The organism is Streptomyces asiaticus, assembly GCF_018138715.1.
GTDB classification, from domain to species: Bacteria; Actinomycetota; Actinomycetes; order Streptomycetales; family Streptomycetaceae; genus Streptomyces; species Streptomyces asiaticus.
This window is the reverse complement of record NZ_JAGSHX010000006.1, coordinates 8,593,681-8,612,274: the sequence shown is the minus strand read 5'-3', so window position 1 is coordinate 8,612,274 and position 18,594 is coordinate 8,593,681. Positions and strand designations below refer to the sequence as shown.

Genomic DNA, 18,594 nt, shown 5'->3' with positions numbered 1-18,594 from the left:
CTGTCCGGGGCGGCCTTCGAAAACGACAGGAGAAACATGAAGCCCGCTCCCTTCCAGTACCACCGGGCGCGCGATGTCGAGGGCGCCACGGCACTCCTGGCCGAACTGTCCGACGAGGCCAAGGTCATCGCCGGCGGCCAGAGCCTGGTCGCGATGATGAACTTCCGGCTGGCCCGCCCGGGGCATCTGGTCGACATCGCCGGCCTGCGCGAACTCGACCATCTCGGAGTCGGGGCCGACGGCGGGCTGCACATTGGGGCGCTCACCACCCATCACACGGTGGAGACCGCGTCCGCGGACCGGCTCGGGGCGGGTTTCGAGGTCATCCGCGAGGCCATGCGGTGGATCGGCCATCTGCCGATCCGGACCCGCGGCACCGTGGGCGGCAGTATCGCGCACGCCGATTCGACCGCCGAGTGGTGTCTGCTGGCCGTACTGCTCGACGCCGAGTTCGTCGCCCACGGCCCGCGCGGGCGGCGGCGCATCCCGGCCGGTGAGTTCTTCTTCGGTTACTACACCACCGCCCTGGAGCCCGACGAGATCCTCGTGGAGATCGTCTTCCCCAGCCCCGCGCCGCACGCGGCGCTCACCGAGTTCGCCGAGCGTCGCGGGGACTTCGCCATCGTCTCCGCCGCGGTCGATCTGGCCACCGAGGGCGAGGACGTCCTCGGCGGCCGGGTGGCGCTGGGCGGTGTCGCCGCGATGCCGGTACGGGTGCCCGAGGCGGAGGCCGTGCTGGCGGCCGGCGGCTCGTTCCGGGACTGCGCGGAGGCGGCGGCCTCCGCCGTGGATCCACCGAGTGACGCAAACGGCACCGGCGACTACCGCAAGCACCTCATCCGCAATCTGATCGAGCGAGCCTGTGAGGAGGCGATGTCACGATGACCTCCGCCAAGGACGACCGGCTGGTCGGCAGGTCGGTGGCGCGCCGCGAGGACCCCCGGCTGCTGTCCGGACGTGGCCGTTTCGTCGACGACATCGAGCTGCCCGGCATGCTGCACGCGCAGTTCGTCCGCAGCACGGTCGCCCATGGGACGATCACCGAGATCGATCTGACCCGGGTGCGTCAGGTCCCGGGCGTCGTCGCCGCGTTCACCGCAGCCGACCTGGAGCTGGGCGATATCACCGCGCAACTCGGCCGCCCGCTCTCGGAGTTCGTGCCGACCGCCATGCCCGTCCTCGCCCGCGACCGGGTCCGGTACGTCGGCGAGCCCGTCGCCGTGGTCGTCGCCCGCGACCCCTACCTCGCCGAGGACGGCCTGGAGGCCGCCAAGGTGACGTACGCGCCCCTGCCGCCCATCACCTGTGAGGAACAGGCCCTCGCCCCCGACGCTCCGCGGGTGCACGCGGAGGCCGCCGGGAACACCCTGGTCGACGTCGGCCTGTTCGCCACCGAGGGCATCGACGAGATCTTCGACCAGGCTCCCTGCGTGGTCCACGTCGATGTGCGAACCGGCCGCCAGAACGCCCTGCCGCTGGAGACGCGTGGCGCGGTGGCGCAGTGGGACGCCCGGGAGGAGCAGCTCGTCCTGCACGCCTGCACCCAGACCCCGCACCAGGTGCGGACCGTGGCCTCCCGCTGCCTGCGGCTGGACGAGCGCGCGGTGCGCGTGATCGTCCCGGACATGGGTGGCGGCTTCGGCCTCAAGTGCGTGGTCGGCCGCGAGGAGATCGCCGCCGCGGCGGCCGCACTGCGGCTCGGCCGGCCCGTCAAGTGGATCGAGGACCGCAAGGACGCCCTGTCCGCCTCGTTCCTCGCCCGGGAACAGCACTACACCGCACGCGCCGCCTTCGACGCCGACGGCCGGATCCTCGGTCTCGACGCGGACGTGGTGTGCGACATGGGTGCCTACTCCTGCTATCCGTTCACCGCCGGTATCGAGCCGCTGATGGCCTCCGCCGAGATGCCCGGCGTCTACAAGGTCCCGGCCTACCGGGTGCGCGGCCGGGCGATCACCACCAACAAGGCGCCCACCGCCCCCTACCGGGGTGTGAGCCGCCCGCAGTACGTCATGGCCATGGAGCGGCTCATGGAGCGCGCCGCCCGCGAACTGCGCCTGGACCCGGTGGAGATCCGGCGCCGCAACGTCATCACCGACTTCCCGTACACCGGCGTCAACAACATCACCTACGACCCCGGCTCCTATCTGGAATCGCTCGACCTGTGCGAGCGGGCCCTGCGCGAGGCGGGCTGGTACGACCGGCAGGCGGCGGCCACGGCCGAGGGGAGGCACATCGGGATCGGCTACAGCTGCTTCAGCGAGCGCACCGGCTACGGCTCCGCCGCCTTCGCCCAGCGCAAGATGGAGGTCGTGCCCGGGTTCGACCTCGCCGAGGTCCGCATGGACACCAGCGGCGCGGTCACCGCCACCACCGGCACCATCAGCCACGGGCAGAGCCATGAGACGACCATGGCGCAGATCGTCGCCGACACGCTCCACCTCGACATCGCCAAGGTCAAACTCCACCAGGGCGACACCGACCGCATCACCTACGGCTGGGGCACCTTCGCCAGCCGCTCGATCGCGGTCGGCGGCAGTGCCGTACGACTGGCGGCGGCCAAGCTCGGCGACAAGCTCCGCGCCATCGCCGCCGCCGAGTGGGGCATCCCCCCGGAGGACACCGAACTGGACCGGGGCCGGGTCCGCCGGCGTGACGACCCGGATGTCGCACTCAGCTACGAGCGCCTGGCCGACACCGCCTATCTCACATCGCATCTGCTGCCCAAGGACATCGACCCGGGCCTCACCGCCACCGCCGTCTTCGACGTCCACAACGACGGCACCTTCTCCAATGCCACCCACGGGGTGGTGGTGGAACTGCACGAGGGCACCGGGCAGGTGGAAATCCTCGCCTACTTCTGCGTCGAGGACTGCGGTGTCGCCGTCAATCCGCAGGTGGTGGAGGGGCAGTGCCGGGGCGGCATCGCCCAGGGCATCTCGGGGGCGCTCTTCGAGCAGATCACCTACGACGCCCAGGGCGAGCCGTCGGCCACCAGCTTCATGGACTACAAGGTGCCCACCGCCCAGGAGATCCCGGAGGTGGTGATCCACCATCTGGAGACCCCGTGCGCCTTCACCGCGACGGGCGCCAAGGGCGCCGGCGAGGGCGGCACCATCGGGGCCCCCGCCGCCGTACTCAACGCCGTCAACGACGCGCTGCGGCCCACCGGCGTCGAGCTGGACAACACGCCCATCACACCGGAGACGGTCCACCGTGCACTGACCCCCCGCACCCCGGAGCAGACACCATGAACGACACCACCGGCCTGGGCGACGACGTCCAGCTCATCACGCTCGACGTCAACGGCACGTCCTACGAGGTGATCACGGCACCGCGCCGCACCCTGGTGGATGTGCTCCGCCACGATCTGCGGCTGACCGGCACCCACGTCGGCTGCGAGCACGGGATCTGCGGAGCCTGCACCGTGCTCGTCGACGGGCTCCCGGTCCGGGCCTGTCTGATGTTCGCCGCCCAGGCGGAGGGTGCGCGGATCACCACCGTCGAATCCCTCGCCGACCCCGGCACCGGCGAGCTCAGCGATCTCCAGCGGGCCTTCACCGCCCACCACGGCCTACAGTGCGGCTTCTGCACCCCCGGCTTCCTGATGCTGGCCCAGGGCTTCCTCGCGGAGCGGCCGGAGGCGACCAAGGAGGACATCCGGGAGGTCGTCGCCGCGAACCTGTGCCGGTGCACCGGCTACCAGACCATCGTCGAGGCGATCGACGCCTGCGCGACCGCCCGGCGCTCCCAGCGGGCCATGGGCGCCGAGGAGGAATCATGCAACTGATCAACACCGTCTCCGTCCAGGCCGCGCCCGACGCGGTGTTCGCGCTGCTCGAAGACGTCCAAAGAGTGGCGTCCTGTATGCCCGGCGCCGCTCTCGAAGGCCGTGACGGCGATGCCTGGCGCGGCACGGTCAAGATCAAGGTGGGCCCGATCACGGCCGCCTACGCCGGCACCGTGCGCTTCCTGGAGGTCGACGCGGAAAAGCGGAGGCTGCGTGTCCACGCCAGCGGCGCCGACACCCACGGCAGCGGCGACGCCGAGGCCGAGGTCTCCCTGGAGGTCGTCCCGGCCGAGGGCGGCGCCCAGCTGAACCTCTCCACCGACCTGGTGATCCGGGGCAAGATCGCCCAGTTCGGCAAGGGAGCCATCGGGGCGGTGTCCGACAGGATCCTCCAGCAGTTCGCCCAGAACCTCGGCGGCCTGCTCCTGCGGCAGGACGGCGCGGAGGCGTCCCCCGTCTCCGGCGCGGTGCCCGCCGCGTCCGCTCCCGCGGCCGGCACACCCGCCGAAGCGCCCGGTGAGCTCAACGGAATGGTGCTGATCGCGGGCCCGCTGCTGAAGAAGTACGGCCCGGTCGCGGGCGCGTTCCTGCTCGGGTTCGTGCCGGGCTGGCTGCTGGGGAGGCGCCGATGAGCGGCGGACTGTACGGCGTCACCACCAACCGCACCTACCGGCGGGCCGGCTTCGGCGCCGAAGTGCGGCGCGGCAGCCGTCCGGCGATCGTCGTGGTGGACCTGACCCGGGGTTTCACCGAGGACTCGTACCCCTCGGGTGCCGACCTCTCCGAGGTCGTGGCCGCCACCACGCGCCTGATCGAGGCGGCCCGGCCGGTGGAGGTGCCAGTGATCTTCACCGCGATCGCATACACCGAGGCCGAGGCGTCCGGTGACGCGGTCGCCTGGCTGCGCAAGGCCCCCGGTCTGCGCGCCCTGGTCGAGGGCAGTGATGCCGTGGCCATCGACCCGCGGCTGCCCATGCGGCCGGGACACGATCAACTGGTGGTGAAGAAGGGGGCCTCGGCCTTCTTCGGCACGAGTCTCGCCGCCACCCTGACCGGTCTCGGCCGCGACACCGTCGTGGTGTGCGGCGCCACCACGAGCGGCTGTGTGCGGGCCACCGTGGTCGACGCCGTCCAGTCGGGCTTCCCGGTGCTGGTGCCCCGTGCCTGCGTGGGCGACCGGGCCGAGGGCCCGGCGGAGGCGGCGCTCTTCGACATCCAGGCCAAGTACGGCGACGTCGTCACCCTCGAGGACGCCGTCGGCTACATCGGCTCCGTTCCCGCCCCGGCGGCTCCTGACGCGGCCCGGCGTTCCCACCGACGAGGAGACAGCACATGACACGGCGTTCGGTCCAGCAGAGCGCGCTCGCCGATCTGGCCGATGTGCCGGCCACGAGCCGGTGGGCGCGCTCCGGAGAGGTACGGCTGCACGCCCTCGACTACGGCGGCGACCTGCCGCCGCTGGTCGTCCTGCCCGGTATCACCAGTCCCGCGGTCACCATGGACTTCGTGGCACGCGAACTGACCGACCTGGTCAGGCCGGTGGTGCTGGACGTACGCGGCCGGGGACTTTCGGACGAGGGCGACGGCTACGGGCTGGCGGAGTACGCCGAGGACACCGAAGCCCTCATCACCCAGCTCGGCCTCGACCGTCCGCTGCTCCTCGGCCACTCGATGGGCGCGCGGATCGCGGCGGCCGTCGCGGTGCGCGCCAAGGTGCCCCTGCGCGGCACCGTGCTGGCCGATCCGCCGCTGAGCGGCCCGGATCGCGGCCCCTACCCCACCACCCGGGAGGTGTTCCTGCGGCAACTCTCCGAAGCCAGGCGCGGTACGGACGCCGACGAGGTGGCCGCCTCCTGGCCCACCTGGCCGCGGCGCGAACAGGAACTGCGGGCCCGCTGGCTGTCCAGTTGCGCCGAGGAGGCCATCGTGGCCACGCACCACGGCTTCGAGTACGAGGACTTCTTCGACTGGTGGCCCCGGGTGCCCGGACCGGCCCACCTGCTCTACGGGGCCGACAGCCCCGTCGTGACGGCGGAAGGAGCGCGGGAGGCCGCCGAGAGCAATCCGACCGCACCGCTGCACAAGATCCCCGGCGCCGGCCACATGATCTTCTGGGACGCCCCGGCGATCGCCACCGCGGCGCTCCGCGACGCGCTCCGGACCGTTCTCTCCCCGGCCGCCTGACCGGTGCCCGCCGCCCCCTTTCGGAGGACCAACCCCATGGCAGACCATCACATCGGGCTGATCGTGCCCAGCTCCAACCTGACGATGGAGACCGAACTCCCCCGGATGCTCGACGCGCGGGCGTCCATCGCGCCCGACGACCGCTTCGTCTTCCACACCAGCCGGATGCGGATGAAGCACGTCACCCCCGACGAGCTGCGCAATATGAACGCGCAGACCGAGCGGGCCGCCCTCGAACTGGCCGACGCGCGGCCCGACGTCGTCGCCACCGCCTGCCTGGTCGCCATCATGGCGCAGGGGCCGGGCCACCACTGTGTGGCGGAGGCCGACATCACCTCCGCACTGCGGTCCGAGGGCTCCCTGGCGCCCGTGGTCTCCAGCGCCGGCGCCCTGCTCAGCGGCGTCGAGGCGCTCGGCGCCCGCCGAGTCGCGATCATCACGCCGTATATGAAGGAGCTCACCGCCAAGGTGGCCGACTACATCGAGGACGCCGGGATCGAGGTCGTCGACGCGCTCAGCCTCGAAGTTCCGGACAACCTGGCGGTGGCCCGTCTGGACCCCGCCGATCTACGTGACCACTGGCGCCGCCTGAACCTGGGCAGGGCCGACGCGCTGGTGCTGTCGGCCTGTGTGCAGATGCCGTCGCTGGCGTCGATCCAGCCCGTCGAGGACGAGGCGGGGCTGCCCGTACTGTCGGCGGCCACCTCCACCGCGTTCCGCATTCTGACGGAGCTCGGGCTGCCGCCCGTCGTGCCCGGCGCCGGGAGCCTGCTCGGCGGCCGGGTCTCCGGCCCTGCCGGGAGCGGCGCCGGCGTCCGCCCCCGATGTCCCTCGGCGTCAACCGTGCGTGCTTAAGTAGGTTCTATGACCGATCCCACCCCGCCCGCCCCAACCGGGCCGGAGGCCCCCACTGCCCTGACGGCCGCGCCCGGCTATCAGGTCCGCCGTCTCTACCAGGCGTATCTCGCCGTGTGGGCACGGGAGGTGGACCCAGTCCTCACCGGCCCCCAGTTCGCGGTGTTGCAGACAGTGGAGGCCCATCCCGGCCAGGACCAGCGTTCCATGGCTGCCGCCGTCGCCCTGGACACCTCCACCATGGCCGATGTGGCTCGCCGGCTGGAGAACCGTGGGCTGCTCGCCCGGAAAACCGCGGCCGCCGACGGCCGTCGCAAACTGCTCTACCTGACCGACGCGGGCAAAGAGGCCCTTCAGGAGGCGAACCACCGGGCGCGCAGGCTCGACAAGATCCTCCTGGAGTCCTTCGACGAGGCGGAACGCGAACGGTTCGTCGTCAAGCTGAAGGAGCTCGCCGACCGCTGGGAGGAGCTGGGGGAGGCGGCATAGCCGGACCTTCAGTCCTCGACGGCGCCTTCCGCTGACCTTCAGTCCTCGACGGCGCCCTCCAGGACCAGGGTCAGCCGCAGGATGGCCGCCCGCACCCCGTCGCCGTATGGATCCTCGCCGAGCGCGCCGGCGGCCTCGCGCGCCAGCGCCAGCTGGCCCCGGGCCGCCTCCTCCTGGCCCAGCCTCAGATGGCCCGCGGCCACGTTGAGGTGGAGGGAGGGCAGGAACGCCCGTGGCGCCAGGGCCCCGGTGAGTCCGTCCGCGGCGGCGAGCGCCCGCAGGTCCCAGATCAGCTCGTCGAGCGGATCGTCCTGGGTGTCGGCCAGATAGTGGGCGAGGGCGCACCGGTGGAAGGGGGCGCCGTCCCGTTCGATCTCCCGCCACAGCGCGGCGAGGCGATTGCGCGCCTCCTCCCGGTCGCCGCCCCGGTGCAGCATGACCGCCTGCCCGATCCGGGTCAGTACGGCATCGCCCTCCGGCGCCTGGTGCCGCGCTTCCGCCATCGCCGCCTCCCGTCTTTCGGACGACGCTAGCCGTTCCCGCCCGCGCCGCTCGGCGTGTCGTGGCGCGGCGGGACCTCAAGGAGTGTCGTCCGGCGCGCCGTAGCGGTGGGCCAGTTCGGCGACGGCGCGGGCGACGGCCGACCGCAGCTCGGGCGGGCCCAGCACCTCGGCGTCGGTGCCCAGCCGCAGCATGTCGTGGACCGCGACCGGCAGCGACTCCACGGGGAGGACGACACGCCGTCGCCCGTCGTCCTCGGGCGGGCCCGCCGCGGCCACCGCCTCCGCGCCCACCGCCCCGAACTGCATCGGGAGCAGCTTCACCCCGCGCTCGGAGAGCAGGAGCTCGGCCTGGCCCTGGAAGCGCATGGCCTCCAGCCGGCGGGACGACTCCGCCCAGGAGGCGGCGAGGTCGAATCCGGCGGGCCGCTCGAAGACCTCCGCCAGCACCTCGGCGTCGAGGATCCGCGACACCCGGTAGCTGCGCACGGAGTCCTCGACCCGCGCCACCAGGTACCAGATGCCGCCCTTGAGGACGAGGCCCAGCGGGCACAGCTCGCGTCGTACCTCGCCGCGCCAGCGGCGGTAGTGCACCCGCAGGACGCGCCGCTCCCATACCGCCTCGGCGGCCGCCGCCAGATGGGGCACCGGCTCGGCGTCCCGGAACCAGCCCGGCGCGTCGAGGTGGAAGCGCTCCTGTATCCGCCGGGACCGCTCCCCCAGCGCGGCCGGGAGCGCCGCCCGCAGCTTGAGCTGGGCCGTGGTGAGGTCGGCGCCCAGGCCAAGCTCGGCGGCCGGGCCGGGCATCCCGGCGAGGAAGAGCGAGTCGGCTTCGTCGCCGGTGAGCCCGGTCAGCCGGGTGCGGTAGCCGTCGAGCAGCCGAAAGCCCCCGGCCGGGCCCCGGTCGGCGTAGACCGGCACCCCGGACGCGCTCAGCGCCTCCACATCGCGGTAGACGGTGCGCACCGAGACCTCCAGCTCGGCGGCGAGCTCGGGCGCGGTCATCCGGCCCCGGTTCTGGAGCAGCAGGAGGAGTGAGAGAAGGCGGTCGGCGCGCATGCGGCCCATTGTGGCCGCCGTACCTGACAGAAGATGTCAGGTACGGCGGCCAGAGTGACGTTCACAGCCGATCCCGGCCCCGGAAAGGACCCACCACCATGACCACGCACACCACCGGCCACTTCACCTACGCCGACTGGCAGGAGACGGCCCTCGAGGAGACCGAGGGCGGCGCCAAGCTGGCGCGGGCCGTGGTCACGAACGCCTTCTCGGGCGGTATCGAGGCACCGCGGACCAGCTGCCAGTACGCCATCACCTATCTGCCCGACAAGACCGGCGTCTGCTGCGGCTACGAGCTGCTGACCGGCACCCTCGACGGGCGCGCGGGCAGCTTCGTCGTGGTGCAGCACGCCAGCTGGGGCGAGGACGCCACCGTCCACTGCGCCTTCGAGGTGGTGCCCGGATCCGGCACCGGCGAGCTGACCGGGCTCACCGGATCGGGCACCTTCTCCGCCGTCCAGGGGGAGTCCGAGATCCCCTACAGCTTCGACTACGCGCTCTAGCCCCGGTCAGGCGCCGAGATCCGGGATCCGCCAGTCGATCGGGGCGTGCCCCTGGGCCTTGACCGCCTCGTCGATCTGGCTGAAGGGGCGCGACCCGAAGAACTTCTTCGCCGACAGCGGGGACGGGTGCGCCCCCTTCACCACCGCGTGCCGCGACGCGTCGATCAGCGGCAGCTTCTTCTGGGCGTAGTTCCCCCAGAGGACGAAGACGGCCGGATCGGGGCGCGCGGCCACCGCGCGGATCACCGCGTCGGTGAACTTCTCCCATCCCTTGCTCTTGTGGGAGTTGGCCTCGCCGCCCCGGACCGTCAGCACCGCGTTGAGCAGCAGCACGCCCTGCTGCGCCCAGGGCATCAGATAGCCGTTGTCGGGCACCGGGTGGCCGAGCTCCTCCTTCATCTCCTTGAAGATGTTCCGCAGCGACGGCGGGGTTTTGACGCCCGGCCGCACCGAGAAGCACAGTCCGTGGCCCTGGCCCTCGCCGTGGTACGGGTCCTGCCCGAGGACGAGCACCTTCACCTGGTCGAACGGCGTGGCCTCCAGGGCGGCGAACACCTCCTCGCGCGGCGGGTACACCGGCCCCTTGGCCCGCTCCTCCTCGACGAACTCGGTGAGCTCCTTGAAATAGGGCTTCTCCAGCTCCTCGCCGAGGACCCCGCGCCAGGACTCGGGCAGCACATCGGGCACGTCTTCAACCTCCGGTCGGTGTTTCCGTCCTACGGGCACAGAACCTACCGGCGGCCACTGACAACGCCTCACACCCGCCCGGGCCACTTCAGCGGCACGGGGCCGGACCAGGGGCGGCGCGGGCCCGGACCGGGCACCGGTCAGCCGAGCCCGGCGCCCAGGAGGATGCCGCCGTCCACCACGAGCGTCTGGCCGGTGACCCACGCCGACTGGTCGGAGGTGAGGAACGCGGCCGCGCCCCCGATGTCCTCCGGCACGCCGAGCCGCTTCAGCGGATAGGCCGCGGCGGCCTCCTCCTCCCGCCCCTCGTACAAGGCGGTGGCGAACTTGGTCTTCACCACCGCCGGGGAGATGGCGTTGACCCGCACCCGCGGGGCGAACTCCTGGGCGAGCTGCACCGTGAGGTTGATCATGGCGGCCTTGCTGACGCCGTACGCCGCGATGAACGGCGAGGACGACATCCCGGCGAGCGAGGCGATGTTGACGATCGTGCCGCCGTTCTCCTGCTGCCAGGCCTTCCAGGTCCGCTGGGCGAAGCCCAGCGCCGAGACGACATTGGTCTCGAAGACCTTACGGATCACATCGAGGTCGAGATCGGCGATGGGCGAGTAGACCGGGTTGGTTCCGGCGTTGTTCACCAGATGGTCGACCCGGCCGAACGCCTCCATCGTCCGCTCGACGGCGGCCGCCTGGTGCGCCTGGTCATGGGCCTTCCCGGCGACGTAGATCGCACGGTCGGCCCCGAGCCGCTCCACGGCCTCCTTGAGCGCGTCCTCGTTGCGCCCGGTGATGCACACCTTGTCGCCGCGGGCCACCATCGCCTCGGCGATGGCGTAGCCGATCCCCCGGCTCGCCCCGGTGATGAGCGCGGCCTTGCCGCTGTCCGGTATCTGCTCGGTCATGTGGTGCGTGACTCCTGATCAGTTGAGCGGGCCGCCGGCCACGTACAGGACCTGGCCGGAGACGAAACCGGCCGCCTCGCCGGTGAAGAAGGCGATCGCGTTGGCGATGTCGGCGGGCTCCCCGACGCGCTGCACCGGGATCTGGCTCGCGGCCGCCTTCTGGAAGTCCTCGAAGCCCATGCCGACGCGCTCGGCGGTCGCGGCGGTCATGTCGGTGGCGATGAAGCCGGGCGCCACGGCGTTGGCGGTGACGCCGAACTTGCCGAGCTCGATGGCGAGGGTCTTGGTGAAGCCCTGCATGCCGGCCTTGGCCGCGGAGTAGTTGACCTGGCCCCGGTTGCCCAGCGCCGAGCTGCTGGAGAGGTTGACGATCCGGCCGAAGCCCGCGTCCACCATGTGCTTCTGGCAGGCGCGCGTCATCAGGAACGCGCCCCGCAGATGCACGTTCAGCACCGTGTCCCAGTCGGACTCGCTCATCTTGAACAGCAGATTGTCGCGGAGCACACCCGCGTTGTTGACCAGGATCGTCGGCGCGCCGAGCTCCTCGGCGACACGCGCGACGGCGGCCTCGACCTGCTCGGCGTCCGACACATCGCAGCCCACGGCGATGGCCTTGCCGCCCGCCTCGGTGATCTTCTCCACGGTGGCCGCACAGGCCCCCTCGTCGAGGTCGAGCACGGCGACGACGCGGCCCTCCTCGGCCAGGCGCACGGCGGTCGCCGCGCCGATGCCGCGGGCCGCGCCCGTCACGATGGCAACGCGCTGCTCGGTGGTGGACATATGCGGGTTCTCCCTCGCATCGATGGCGGCTCACCGTCCCGGCCCCGGGAGTGAGCAACCGCTTAGTCTCTCCTGCGCACGAGACGCTATGAGGCCCGCCACCGCCTGTCAACGACCGCCCGTATGTGCTCGCTCACCTCCGCGCCCTTTGAGCCGATGTGTCACCGCACCAGCAGCTCGAGCAACCGCTCGACCTCCGCCTCCGCGTCCGCCGTCAGACCCGTGTGCACCGGCCCCGGCTGGACGACCGTGGAGCGCGGCGCCACAAGCCAGCGGAAGCGCCGTCCCGCGTCCTCCCCGGCCGCCTGACCGGCCCGTTCTCCGCCGCCGCAGACACACTCCACCGCGCGCAGCGCGGCCCGTACCGCGGGCACGTCCGCCGTGGGGTCCAGGGCACGCAGCCGGTCCTCGTCCAGATGGACCCGGGCCGCCACGAAGGACGTGGCGCGGCAGTAGACGACCACGCCCGCGTTGATCTGCTCTCCCCGCTCGACCCGGGGCACGACCCGCAGCACGGCGTACTCGAAGACATCCCGGCCGTTGTGGAACCCGCTCACTGCGACGCCTTTCCGTCGACCCACACCCGCAGCCACTCGGGAGCCTTGGACGGCTCCTGCCCGGCCCGCTCCCCGAGCGTGATCCTCTGCTCCACCGTGGCCGCCCGCTCCAGCAGCACCTCGGCATAGGCGCGGCGCACCGCGTCCGGGCCGTCGAAGCCCGGCTCGTCGGTCAGCCATTCGTCGGGGACGTCCGCCACCACCTCGGTGAGCAGCTCCTCGGTGATCAGCGGCGCGAGCGCCCGGCCGGCCGCGGCGATGTCCGGCGCGAACGGCGCGAGGACATGGTCGGAGGCGTCGTACGGCTTGGTGGCGGCCTTGTCCAGCCCGCGCCAGCCGTGGTGCCAGATCATCGTGGCGCCGTGGTCGATGAGCCACAGCCGCCCGTGCCAGACCAGCATGTTGGGGTTGCGCCAGGAGCGGTCCACATTGCCGATGAGCGCGTCGAACCACACGACCCGCCCGGCCTCCTCCGCACCCACCTCGAAGGCGAGCGGATCGAAGCCGAGCGAGCCGGGGAGGTAGTCCATGCCGAGGTTGAGCCCGCCACTGGCCTTGAGCAGCTCCTGCACCTCCTGGTCCGGTTCGCTCAGACCGATCACCGGGTCCAACTGAATCCGCACCAGATCCGGCACCCGCAGCCCCAGCCGACGGCCCAGCTGACCGCAGACGACCTCGGCGACAAGGGTCTTGCGGCCCTGCCCGGCGCCGGTGAACTTCATGACATAGGTGCCCAGATCGTCGGCCTCGACGATGCCCGGCAGCGATCCGCCCTCGCGCAAGGGCGTGACATACCGGATCGCGGTGACTTCGGTCAACATTTTCCCAGGCTATCCGACTTACTGACCTTGCAATTCACGATTTGCGTGGGTGTGCCGAAGCACGTGGAAACCATCCTTCGGCGCCGCCGCCCACTGTCACGACTCCTGGAACTCCGCCACCGCGCCCGACCACGTGGAGCTGCGCCGTGGGGGAATACCGCCAGGGCCTGGACCTGGCCGACCGGGACCTCTACACCCGCGACCGGATCCGGCCGGCCCAAGGCGACCGGATACAGTGCGCGAGAGGGCAGCCCGGTCAGGGAGGGGAAGCGTGACCGACACCAGCGACACCCGGCCCGCCGAGGGTGAAGCGCAAGCGCCGCGGCAGAGCCGACTGCGCCGCCTGATGCGCTACATGCCCCTGATCGCCCCCGTCCTGCTGTGGGCCGTGCCCTGCTGGGTGCTCCTGCACAGCGGTCAGCACTGGCCGCTGCCCGTCACGCTGGCCGGCACCGCCCTGTTCGTCCTCGGCCTCATCGTTATGCCGCTCGCGATGATGCGCGGCCACGGCCGGCGCCAGCAGGACCGGGCGGCGATCATCGGCGACACCCTGCTGGGCGCCGGCTGGATCCTGTTCACCTGGTCCGTACTGCTCGGCGTCCTCTTGCGGCTCGCCCTGACCGTGGCCGGCGTCGGCGAGAGCCAGGACCGGGCCCGCATCGTCACCTGGGCCGTCCTCGGCACAACCGCCGTACTGCTCGGCTGGGGATACGCCGAGGCCCGCCGCGTGCCACGTGTGCGCCGACTCGACGTGCAACTCCCACGGCTGGGTGCCGGGTTGGACGGCCTCCGCGTCGCCCTCATCACCGACACCCACTACGGCCCGCTCCCTCGCACTCGCTGGTCGGCGCGGGTATGCGAGACGGTGAACACTCTGGAAGCCGACCTGGTCTGCCACACCGGCGACATCGCGGACGGCACGGCCGACCGCCGCCGCGCCCAGGCCGCCCCACTCGGTACCGTGCGGGCCACCCGGGCCCGTGTGTACGTCACCGGCAACCACGAGTACTACAGCGAGGCCCAGGGCTGGGTCGACCTGATGGACGAGCTGGGCTGGGAGCCGCTGCGCAACCGCCACCTGCTGCTCGAACGCGGAGGCGACACCCTCGTGGTCGCCGGCGTGGACGACGTCACCGCCGAGTCCTCCGGCCTGGCAGGCCACCGCGCCCACCTCGCCGGAGCCCTGAACGGCGCCGACCCCGACCTGCCCGTCCTGCTCCTGGCGCACCAGCCCAAGTTCATCGACCGGGCAGCAGCCGCCGGCATCGACCTGCAACTCTCCGGCCACACCCACGGCGGCCAGATCTGGCCCTTCCACCACCTCGTCCGCATCGACCAGCCCGCCCTCGCCGGCCTCAGCCACCACGGCCCCCGCACCCTCCTCTACACCAGTCGCGGTACCGGCTTCTGGGGCCCGCCGTTCCGCGTCTTCGCCCCCAGCGAGATCACCCTGCTCGTGCTCCGCTCCCCGCATCTGCCCACGCAGGTCAGCGACGCGTGAATCAGGGCGCCTGATACTCCAGCCGGGATCAGACGTGCTCGCGCGCCTTGTCGCCCTCGGGTGAGTACATGTCCGTGCCGCCGTAGGGAGCGATGGTCGCGGCATAAGCCTTCGCGCCGTGCGCACGGGCTCGGGCCGCCCACTGGAGGTGGGCCGCGATGATGTCGTCCGCGGTGACGGTGGCGCCGGGGAACATCGCGAGGAATCCGGCGGTCTCCTCGGTGTGGGGGGCGAAGGAGAAGACGAGGTCGTTGCCCACGGCGGTCACCACGTGACCGAGGCCCGGCGGGGCGAGGATGTCGCGGTCGAAGCGGGCGAGGGCGGCGGTGCCGATGCCATCGGCGGGCATGCGGTTGCCGCCGATGTCCTGGTTGATCACGCAGCGCGTCTGTCCGCCGCGGGCGGCCAGGCGCTCGGCGAGCAGGTCGGTCCAGCGCCGGTCCGCGCCGGGGGTGGAGCCGATTCCATCGACGCGAGAGTCACCGACGACGGCGATGGCCTTGGTCGTTGCCTTTCGGTGGTCGGGTATCGCGGCTGGTGTTCGGGGCGGCGGTGCTCACCGAGTTCGGCTGGGCGCGCTACGGCGAGACCGGAGGGTGGAGCGCAGCCGCTGTGGCGATGAGGAACGGGAGCCGGTCAGTCGCTCTAGTTCTCCGGGGTGCCGAACCACTGGGCGGCGGCCTGTTCGAACGCATGGTTGTCGGGGGTGTGCTCACTCGCCCAGGCCACGACGCCGTCAGGTCGGATCAGTACGGCCCTCAGCCCGAGGTCGTCGCGCACCGGACCGGCCGCGTACCGGATCCGGCCCTCCCACCCCTTGGCCGCGGCCTGGAGTGCACAGTCGGTGCTGAAGTCGAGCGCGACGCCCTGGCCCTGATGCAGCAGGTCGCCGAGGCGGGTGCCGTCCTCGAAGCGGAAGTCCGGGGCGGTGCGGCCGACGAGCGGCTGCTCGCTGCCCAGGTCGTAGCGGTGGAACAGTCCCGATGTCTCGCGGTAGACGTGGGTGGTTCCATTGGGGGTGCTCATCAGCTCGCGGACCAGCCGCCGCAGCGCGGGGGCGTTCGGGCCCGGCTTCATGGTCGCCACCTGGGCGCGTGACCAGTCGAGCACCGAGGCGCCGATGGGGTGGCGCTCGCTGGTGTAGGTGTCGAGCAGGCCGTCCGGCGCGGAGCCGCGCACGGTTGCCGCGAGCTTCCAGCCGAGGTTGACGGCGTCACCGAGGCCGAGGTTGAGCCCCTGGCCGCCGAGCGGGGAGTGGATGTGCGCGGCGTCACCGGCGAGCAGCACGCGGCCCTTGCGATACGTGGTCACCTGCATCGCGCGGTCGGTGAAGCTGGACGCGAGATGGACCTCGTCCAGCACCACGTCGGTGCCTGAGACGCGGCGCAGGACCGTCTGGAGGTGGTCGCGGGTCAGCGGCTGCGAGCGGTCGAAGGCGCCGCCGTCGAAGTCCATCATGCCCAGGTGCCCTTCGAGCGGCGTGCGCAGGTACATGCCGTTCGGCGTCAGGTTGAACCCGAGGGGCAGCTGCCGCGGGTCGGCGAAGGCGACCTTGGCGACGTAGCCGGTGAACAGCGGCTCGGTGCCGACGACGTCGAAGCCCGCAAGCTCACGTACCGCGCTGCGCCCGCCGTCACATCCCACCAGCCAGCGCGCCCGGTACTCGCACCCGCCCGCGGTCACCACCACGGTCGCGTCGTCCTGCGTCACGGCCGTGACGGGAGCGCCCCGGACGATCTCCACACCGAGCGCCGCGTCCCGCTCGGACAGCACTTCGCCGACCGCGTCCAGGCTCGTCATAAAGCCCTCCATCGCCGGGCTGGGCAGCCGGAACGGAAGGGTGGATGCCTCGATGTCGGCCGCGTCGAGCGTCATGCCCGCGAAATGGCTCAGGCCACGGGGAGCGGGCGCCTCGATCGCTTCGGGGTCCGCGCCGATCTTCTCCGCGTCGACACCGGAGGCCTTCGCCACCGCTTCCAGCAGCCCCCGGCGGTAGAACGTCTCGGCCGAACCAGCGGTCAGACCCCGCAACCCGAGCGGGAGCGCCTTCAACGGCGAGCTCCATTCCTGGTCACGCTCGAGAACCAGGACCGAACAGCCGGACAGGGCGAGCTCGCCGGCCAGGAACAGGCCGACCGGGCCGCCACCCGCGATCACTACGTCATGCATGAGGGATTTCTCTCCCAGCGTGGTCATTTGGCGAACCCGACCTGTCTCGGTGGGTCAGCGGAGATGGGTGAGGCCGTCGAGGACGATGGCGATGCCGGTGAGGAACTGCTCGCGGTCGTCGTGCTCACTCATCTGGCCGATGATGGCGTGCATGAACGGGTAGTCCTCGGGGTCGAGCTCCTGCCATGCCGCCGCTGCCGCGCCGAAGAACTCTTCGCGGTCCGCGTCGGCGTCGACGCCTGAGGTGTCTCCGTCGATGTGGGCGTTCTGGCTGACCGCGCCGAGGATGTAGTGCACGAGCGCCGAGGTCGCGTCGAACCAGGAGGCTCGCGGCACGCCCAGGGCGCCCACCTGCCGACCGATCCGTTCGAAGATCCCGACCGTGACCGGGCCCACCGGGTTGCGGATGATCTGGAGGATCAGCCGTGTGGCGAGCCACTGGTGTGCGGCGATCGCATCGAACAGGGCCAGTGCGACGACGCGGATCTCGTCCTCGGGTGTCGCCGGAGCCCGGGTGGGCTCGGTCGCCCATGCGGCGGTGACGACGGTCTCCGTCACGGTATCCAGCAGCTCGTCCCGGTTGCCCACGTGGTAGTAGATCGCCCCGGACCCGGTGGCCAGGCGCTCGGTCAGCGCCCGGATGGTCAGCGCCCCCTCGCCGCCGGTATCGAGCAGCTCGATGGCGGTATCGATGATCTGCTCCCGGGAGAGCACCTGGTTGCGCCGCTGTGTCCGGCGCCCTTGCGCTGCCATGCCTCGATCGTGCCACGTTTGGAGCGCCGTGCCAAATTGGTACGGCGCTCCAACACAGCTCCCGGGGCCGGCCTGCGGCTCGCGCCACGCAGCCGGATGTGCCGCGCCACCTCGTCCCCGCCTACCGGCGCGGGCCGCCCGGCCCGGCGAACGTTCCGCCCAACTCCCCCCTCAAACGCCCCTCTTACACGTACAGCCAGGCGCAACGCGCACCACTACCGGGCACACCCGCACCCCCTCCCGTCCGCCGGAGGTCACCAGGGGACGACGCCCTCGTCGTCGAAGAAGCCGCCGCGCGGTCCGTCATCCGGCAGGGTGGCGAGCCGGATGGCGATCGCGGCACCTTGCTCGGGTGTCCGCGGCGCGTTGAAGCCGGTGAAGTCGGTCGCCACATAGCCGGGGCAGCAGGCGTTCACGATGACGTTCGTATCGGCGAGCTGACGGGCGTACTGTGCCGTGACGCTGTTGAGCATGGACTTCGACGGTGCGTACGCGGCCATGATGGGGCCGGTCTGAAGCGCCAGCGAGCCCATGGTGCTCGACATGTTGACGATGCGCGGCGAGTCGGCGCGGCCGAGCAGCGGGAGCATCGCGTTCGTCACCCGGATGACCCCGAACACGTTTGTGTCGAGGACGGTGCGGACGACGTCGAGGTCGAGCGTCGTCGGATCCTGCGTGCCACCGTCGACCGGGCCGGAGATGCCCGCGTTGTTGACGAGTACGTCGAGCCGCCCCGCCGTCTGCTCGATGGTCGCCGCCGCCGCGGCGACGCTGTCGTCGGAGGTGACGTCGAGGGCGACGCCGAACGCGTCGGCGCCCTCGGCACACAGATGCTTGACGGCCTCCTCGCGCCTGGCCTCGTCGCGAGCGCCCACCGCGACCCTGAAGCCGATCGCCCCGAGACCCTGTGCGATGGCGTAACCGATTCCCTTGTTCGCGCCGCTGACCAGCGCAATCTTCGTGTTGTTCACGCGATCCATGCTCAGTGGGCCGCGCACACGTCGTCCAATATCGAATCAGTCGGCTGTGATACTCACCGGGTAT

21 protein-coding genes are annotated in these 18,594 nt (G+C 71.5%); 10 read left to right on the top strand and 11 right to left on the bottom strand.

All coding sequences use genetic code 11. The annotated features are described in order from the left end of the window. Positions 1-36: 36 nt before the first annotated feature. The 8 genes from KHP12_RS44605 to KHP12_RS44570 are packed head-to-tail and all read left to right on the top strand — an operon-like array spanning position 37 to position 7,318. Positions 37-885 (top strand): FAD binding domain-containing protein, encoded by an 849-nt coding sequence (locus KHP12_RS44605; RefSeq protein ID WP_211834544.1) that lies wholly within the window; start codon positions 37-39, stop codon positions 883-885. Beyond that, positions 882-3,254: a xanthine dehydrogenase family protein molybdopterin-binding subunit gene (locus KHP12_RS44600; protein ID WP_211834543.1), complete on the top strand. Its 2,373-nt coding sequence runs from the start codon at positions 882-884 to the stop codon at positions 3,252-3,254. Before KHP12_RS44605 ends, KHP12_RS44600 begins: the two co-directional genes overlap by 4 nt. Beyond that, positions 3,251-3,790, top strand: a complete 540-nt coding sequence (locus KHP12_RS44595; protein ID WP_086883143.1) for a (2Fe-2S)-binding protein — start codon at positions 3,251-3,253, stop codon at positions 3,788-3,790. Before KHP12_RS44600 ends, KHP12_RS44595 begins: the two co-directional genes overlap by 4 nt. Then, on the top strand, positions 3,781-4,422 hold the full coding sequence (locus KHP12_RS44590) for an SRPBCC family protein (protein ID WP_211834542.1): 642 nt from the start codon (positions 3,781-3,783) through the stop codon (positions 4,420-4,422). The genes KHP12_RS44595 and KHP12_RS44590 overlap by 10 nt, the downstream gene beginning before the upstream one ends. Further along, positions 4,419-5,126: an isochorismatase family protein gene (locus KHP12_RS44585; RefSeq protein WP_086883145.1), complete on the top strand. Its 708-nt coding sequence runs from the start codon at positions 4,419-4,421 to the stop codon at positions 5,124-5,126. Before KHP12_RS44590 ends, KHP12_RS44585 begins: the two co-directional genes overlap by 4 nt. Beyond that, positions 5,123-5,974, top strand: coding sequence for an alpha/beta fold hydrolase (locus KHP12_RS44580; protein ID WP_086883146.1), 852 nt, complete (start codon positions 5,123-5,125; stop codon positions 5,972-5,974). The genes KHP12_RS44585 and KHP12_RS44580 overlap by 4 nt, the downstream gene beginning before the upstream one ends. A 36-nt stretch (positions 5,975-6,010) precedes the next feature. Beyond that, positions 6,011-6,829: a maleate cis-trans isomerase family protein gene (locus tag KHP12_RS44575; protein WP_086883147.1), complete on the top strand. Its 819-nt coding sequence runs from the start codon at positions 6,011-6,013 to the stop codon at positions 6,827-6,829. A gap of 9 nt (positions 6,830-6,838) precedes the next feature. Then, entirely contained in the window at positions 6,839-7,318 is a 480-nt protein-coding gene (locus tag KHP12_RS44570; protein ID WP_086883148.1) for a MarR family winged helix-turn-helix transcriptional regulator, read from the top strand. Positions 7,319-7,356: 38 nt separating this feature from the next. Here the strand turns inward: KHP12_RS44570 and KHP12_RS44565 are convergent, their stop codons facing one another. Continuing rightward, positions 7,357-7,821 (bottom strand): hypothetical protein, encoded by a 465-nt coding sequence (locus KHP12_RS44565; RefSeq protein WP_086883149.1) that lies wholly within the window; start codon positions 7,819-7,821, stop codon positions 7,357-7,359. A gap of 75 nt (positions 7,822-7,896) precedes the next feature. After that, positions 7,897-8,877 (bottom strand): helix-turn-helix transcriptional regulator, encoded by a 981-nt coding sequence (locus tag KHP12_RS44560; RefSeq protein ID WP_208653102.1) that lies wholly within the window; start codon positions 8,875-8,877, stop codon positions 7,897-7,899. 98 nt (positions 8,878-8,975) lie between these two features. Here KHP12_RS44560 and KHP12_RS44555 point away from each other — a divergent pair, with 98 nt between their 5' ends. After that, complete coding sequence (locus tag KHP12_RS44555; protein ID WP_086883151.1) at positions 8,976-9,380, top strand: DUF3224 domain-containing protein; 405 nt, start codon at positions 8,976-8,978, stop codon at positions 9,378-9,380. A gap of 6 nt (positions 9,381-9,386) precedes the next feature. Here KHP12_RS44555 and ung read toward each other — a convergent pair whose 3' ends face one another. The 5 genes from ung to KHP12_RS44530 all read right to left on the bottom strand — a co-directional run bounded on the left by ung (position 9,387) and on the right by KHP12_RS44530 (position 13,127). Then, positions 9,387-10,067, bottom strand: a complete 681-nt coding sequence (ung, locus tag KHP12_RS44550) for a uracil-DNA glycosylase (protein ID WP_086883152.1) — start codon at positions 10,065-10,067, stop codon at positions 9,387-9,389. 140 nt (positions 10,068-10,207) lie between these two features. Next, entirely contained in the window at positions 10,208-10,969 is a 762-nt protein-coding gene (locus KHP12_RS44545) for an SDR family oxidoreductase (protein ID WP_086883153.1), read from the bottom strand. Positions 10,970-10,987: 18 nt separating this feature from the next. After that, positions 10,988-11,749, bottom strand: a complete 762-nt coding sequence (gene fabG, locus KHP12_RS44540; protein ID WP_037947738.1) for a 3-oxoacyl-ACP reductase FabG — start codon at positions 11,747-11,749, stop codon at positions 10,988-10,990. 161 nt (positions 11,750-11,910) lie between these two features. Beyond that, the gene (locus KHP12_RS44535) at positions 11,911-12,306 is read right to left on the bottom strand and encodes a DUF3037 domain-containing protein (protein ID WP_037947741.1); all 396 of its coding nucleotides are present in this window, start codon (positions 12,304-12,306) and stop codon (positions 11,911-11,913) included. Beyond that, positions 12,303-13,127 carry a HipA family kinase gene (locus KHP12_RS44530; protein WP_086883154.1) on the bottom strand — a complete coding sequence of 275 codons (825 nt, stop codon included), beginning with the start codon at positions 13,125-13,127 and terminating at the stop codon, positions 12,303-12,305. The genes KHP12_RS44535 and KHP12_RS44530 overlap by 4 nt, the downstream gene beginning before the upstream one ends. Positions 13,128-13,398: 271 nt before the next feature. Between KHP12_RS44530 and KHP12_RS44525 the strand changes: the two genes are divergently transcribed. Next, on the top strand, positions 13,399-14,628 hold the full coding sequence (locus KHP12_RS44525; RefSeq protein ID WP_086883155.1) for a metallophosphoesterase: 1,230 nt from the start codon (positions 13,399-13,401) through the stop codon (positions 14,626-14,628). Between the two features lie 28 nt (positions 14,629-14,656). On the opposite strand, the gene KHP12_RS44520 is transcribed toward KHP12_RS44525, so the two are convergent. From KHP12_RS44520 to KHP12_RS44505, 4 genes are all read right to left on the bottom strand, one after another. Then, positions 14,657-15,124: a GDSL-type esterase/lipase family protein gene (locus KHP12_RS44520; protein WP_276328652.1), complete on the bottom strand. Its 468-nt coding sequence runs from the start codon at positions 15,122-15,124 to the stop codon at positions 14,657-14,659. 149 nt (positions 15,125-15,273) lie between these two features. Next, positions 15,274-16,797, bottom strand: a complete 1,524-nt coding sequence (locus KHP12_RS44515; RefSeq protein ID WP_086883170.1) for an FAD-dependent monooxygenase — start codon at positions 16,795-16,797, stop codon at positions 15,274-15,276. A 54-nt stretch (positions 16,798-16,851) separates the two neighbouring features. Continuing rightward, positions 16,852-17,550, bottom strand: coding sequence for a TetR/AcrR family transcriptional regulator (locus tag KHP12_RS44510; protein WP_086883156.1), 699 nt, complete (start codon positions 17,548-17,550; stop codon positions 16,852-16,854). A gap of 254 nt (positions 17,551-17,804) precedes the next feature. Next, complete coding sequence (locus KHP12_RS44505) at positions 17,805-18,530, bottom strand: SDR family oxidoreductase (RefSeq protein WP_086883157.1); 726 nt, start codon at positions 18,528-18,530, stop codon at positions 17,805-17,807. Positions 18,531-18,594: the final 64 nt, after the last annotated feature.